This is a genomic window from Nitratifractor sp. (assembly GCF_015487065.1).
Taxonomy (GTDB): domain Bacteria; phylum Campylobacterota; class Campylobacteria; order Campylobacterales; family Sulfurovaceae; genus Nitratifractor.
This window is the reverse complement of record NZ_WFQN01000016.1, coordinates 1-3,499: the sequence shown is the minus strand read 5'-3', so window position 1 is coordinate 3,499 and position 3,499 is coordinate 1. Positions and strand designations below refer to the sequence as shown.

The 3,499-nt window shown below is 55.1% G+C and carries 5 protein-coding genes; 3 read left to right on the top strand and 2 right to left on the bottom strand.

Annotation, left to right across the window (positions count from 1 at the left end; translation table 11 throughout):
* Nucleotides 1–483, top strand: a 483-nt coding sequence (locus F8I07_RS00910; protein WP_292654517.1) for a recombination protein RecR, incomplete at its 5' end; no start/stop codon positions are given.
* A gap of 11 nt (nt 484–494) precedes the next feature.
* Entirely contained in the window at nt 495–1,241 is a 747-nt protein-coding gene (locus F8I07_RS00905; protein WP_292654514.1) for a hypothetical protein, read from the top strand.
* Here the strand turns inward: F8I07_RS00905 and F8I07_RS00900 are convergent.
* Together F8I07_RS00900 and F8I07_RS00895 are read right to left on the bottom strand one after the other, a co-directional pair.
* Nucleotides 1,238–2,293, bottom strand: coding sequence for a DHHA1 domain-containing protein (locus tag F8I07_RS00900; RefSeq protein WP_292654511.1), 1,056 nt, complete (start codon nt 2,291–2,293; stop codon nt 1,238–1,240). The genes F8I07_RS00905 and F8I07_RS00900 overlap by 4 nt on opposite strands.
* A gap of 7 nt (nt 2,294–2,300) precedes the next feature.
* Nucleotides 2,301–2,705 (bottom strand): Rrf2 family transcriptional regulator, encoded by a 405-nt coding sequence (locus tag F8I07_RS00895; RefSeq protein ID WP_292654508.1) that lies wholly within the window; start codon nt 2,703–2,705, stop codon nt 2,301–2,303.
* A 156-nt stretch (nt 2,706–2,861) separates the two neighbouring features.
* Between F8I07_RS00895 and rpsO the strand changes: the two genes are divergently transcribed.
* Entirely contained in the window at nt 2,862–3,131 is a 270-nt protein-coding gene (rpsO, locus tag F8I07_RS00890; RefSeq protein ID WP_292654505.1) for a 30S ribosomal protein S15, read from the top strand.
* Nucleotides 3,132–3,499 lie beyond the last annotated feature (368 nt).

Genomic DNA, 3,499 nt, shown 5'->3' with positions numbered 1-3,499 from the left:
CTGGCCTACCATCTGGTGACGGAGGAGGGGTTCAGCGGGTTGAAGCTGGCCCAGGCCATCGAGGATGCGGTCACGACACTGGGGACCTGCCGGCGCTGCCATGCCATCTGCGAGGATGAGCTCTGCGGGATCTGCAGTGATGCAGGCCGGGACCGGAGCAAACTCTGTATCGTCCAGAGCGCCAAGGATATCTTCACCATCGAAGAGTCGGGGCAGTACGAGGGGCTCTACTACATTCTCTCCTCCATCGAGGATCTGGACGAGAGCCATCTGCATGAGATCGTCGAAGGGGTGGAGGAGGTGATCTTCGCTTTTCCTCCGGGCATCGCCACCGACACGATGATTCTCTTCATCGAGGACCGGCTGAGTGATCGCTCTCTGGTCTTTACCAAGATTGCCCAGGGGGTTCCCACCGGGGTAGAGCTGGACAATATCGACCTGCTTTCTCTCTCCCGGGCCCTGGAAGACCGGGTCCGGGTCTAGGAGCATCCTGTATGCCCAAAAATCTCCTGGATTTTATTGCTCCCGGCTTTTCCTCTTCTCTCCCGATCCGCCGAAGCCTCACACTGGCCCAGCGACTCGCGCCGGAAGCGGGGGAGCAGATTCTGATGCTGGGATACGACGAGGGGCGTGATTCTCTTGCCTGGATGGGGAAAGGGGTCGATCTTCTGATTCTCTGTCAGCGGGAGAAGGAGGCGGCACAAGCACGCAAAGCAGGGCTTAGAGCGGTGCTGGCTCATGCGGAGTATCTCTGGGACCGGGAGCGTTTCGACGGGGTGATTCTTCCCGATGCCTCCTATCGCCTTTTCGAGCCGGACCGGGCGGTGGAGGGAATCCTCCAGGCGCTTCGTCCCGGCGGACGGTTGCTGCTGGAGCTACCGCTTCCCGGGCATCTGGAATCGACGCAGCGGGCTGTGGAGTCTTCTGTCTCACGTCTGGGCCTGGAAGGGAAGATCGAAAAAGCGGAATACTGCGAAGCGGAACAGTGGCGCCGACAGTTCCGGAAAAGGGCAATCCGCCTGGAAGAGGCGCAGGTTGTGTATCGGCACCATATGGTGCCCAAAACGCAGCTGCGGGAATGGACGGAAAAGATTCTGTCGGGTCGGGCACTCCTCCTGGACGGAGAGGAACATCACGCCCTTTCGAAGATGCTCGTGGAGACGCTGGAAGCGGCGGCAGAGAGGGACGGAACGTTGACGGAAGAGGAGGTGCTGCTCCGGGTGGCGGGCCAGCGGGTCTAGGAGGAGGGGTGAGTGCTCTTTTCGTCGATGTAGCGCTGGATCGCCTCCCTCAGGTCGCTGTAGACAAAAGAGTCTTTGTAGTTTTCGATTTTGCCGCCGCTGGCATTGGGGTGACCCCCGCCGTTTCCGATCTCGGCGGCCATGGCGGAGACATCCAGTTTGTCGTTACTCCGAAGGCTGAAATTGCCCCGGGAGTTGACATCCATGTAGAAGTCGTAGTCCGGATTGGCCAGCAGGAAAGCGTTGCCGATGAGCGAGGCGTTGCCCACGTTGTATCCCAAAATTCCTTTGTACCCCTTGTAGTGGATCGTGAGGCGCTCTTTTTCCCGTCCGAGAAGCCGAGTGACATAGTCGGCGACCAGGTTGTCTTTGGTATCGTTCTTCTCCAGGAGGAAAAAGGCCTTTTTGTTGCCGTGGAGGGCATCATCCAGGACGATGGGGGCTTCGGCCAGCGGGGTCTCTTCCAGGATCTTGGCTGCCGTGTCGATGAGCCGGAGCTTGTAGGCGCGATCCTCGTCCGGGAAGAGGATCCGGTTGATCTCTCTGGCCCCGCTGATCATTCCCAGCAGGACTCGGCCGTAGTCAAAGTAGGGGCTCTCATCTCGCCAGATATCGATAGCGTTGATCGCTTCGACGATCGCTTCGTGGCGGCCTTCCGGATCGAAGGCGAAATGTTCCCGCAGCCAGTCGTAGGTGATCCGGGTGGCACTCCGGGAGGTGTCGAGAAAATACCAGGCGAAGCGTTCGGCAGCGGTCGCACCGGTGCCGTGATGGTCCAGCAACTGAAGCTTGGCTCCCGCTTCCAGTGCCTCTTTTTCCAGCCAGCTGCACTCTTTGGTGGTGAGGTTGAGATCGGTGATCAGGATCAGGATCTCCCGCTCCGGCTTTTCCTGGCGTTCTTGACGGATCCGGGTGAGGATCTCCTCCAGGCGGGCGGTCACTTCAGGACCGTAGTTGGCGTTGTAGCACTGCAGATCGTCAAAGGCCCGGCTGCTCAGGTATTGACAGCCGTAACCGTCCAGGTCGATGTGAGAGAGATGATGTACACGCATAGGGGCCTCAGTGGAGAAAGAGCTGATCGAGTGTCAGTTCGTTCAGGAAGGTATCGATCTTCCCCTGGAAAGTGGCGAGAAAGGGGGAGATGGCGCAGCTACCGATGGTCCCGTTGGGACAGTTGTCACTGTACTGGGTACAGTCGAAGACCGCCGGGCTCTTTCCCTCTGCCGCTAGGATAATGTCGTAGACAGAGATCCGGTTGAGGTCACTTTTGATGGTGAAACCTCCCTGGGCCCCGCGGTGGGATTCAAGAATCTCCTGTTTGGCTAGGTTGTGGAGGATCTTGGCGAGAAAGCTTTTGGGGATACAGAGCTCCCTGGCCAACTGTTCCGAACCGACGGGACGGTCGGATTTTCGGATTTTGTCGAGGGAAAGCAACGCATATTCACTGGCACGAGTCAACAACATGGAATTCGATACCCTTCATTTCAATTAGGAGTATTTTACTCTAATTTACAATATATGTAAAGTTGAAACCCCGGGAAGCTTTCATATCCGTCTCAGCTTCTTTTGCTATCATTTCACCTTTCAAAAGAAAAAATTTATACCAATCAGGAGGTCATTATGGCTTTGGATTCGGCGAAGAAACAGGAAATCATCGCTAAATACGGACGCGGAGAGAACGATACCGGTTCTCCGGAGGTACAGATCGCACTGCTGACAGAGCGGATCAAATATCTGACCGATCACCTCAAAACCAACAAAAAAGATCACTCTTCCCGCCTGGGACTTTTGAAGCTGGTCGGTCAGCGCCGGAGACTGATGCGCTATCTGCGTAATAAAAACTTCGAGCGTTACACCGCTATCAAAGAGGCTCTGGGCATCCGCAACTGATTCCCGCCCCGTAGACTTCCCCTTTCGGGGAGCTTTTCTCCATTATTTCCCCACGTACGATTCAATCCACCCAATATTTCTATTTGTAGCCTATAGCAATTTTCAACGGTCAGCTCTCCCTGGCAAATACCCTCGCGCATATTCTCGGATCTGCTTTGTCTGTTTTCCTATATTTGGATATGATAGAAGGCGATAAGATAAGTTTAGTCATAATGACTAAATAAACATATGTAAAAATAGTGTATATATGCTTGACAAAGATGAGCTCAATTGAGTATAATGAAGCAAATTTTGTGAAAGGGGGATCCGATGGATAAGAAAACCAAACGTCCTGAGGAGACGGAAGAGACCCTTCCCGAGCAAAAGAG

Coding starts and splice junctions, on each gene's coding strand:
- F8I07_RS00905 (WP_292654514.1), top strand. CDS start 495: ATGCCCAAAAATCTCCTGGATTTTATTGCTCCCGGCTTTTCCTCTTCT.
- F8I07_RS00900 (WP_292654511.1), bottom strand. CDS start 2,293: ATGCGTGTACATCATCTCTCTCACATCGACCTGGACGGTTACGGCTGT.
- F8I07_RS00895 (WP_292654508.1), bottom strand. CDS start 2,705: ATGTTGTTGACTCGTGCCAGTGAATATGCGTTGCTTTCCCTCGACAAA.
- rpsO (WP_292654505.1), top strand. CDS start 2,862: ATGGCTTTGGATTCGGCGAAGAAACAGGAAATCATCGCTAAATACGGA.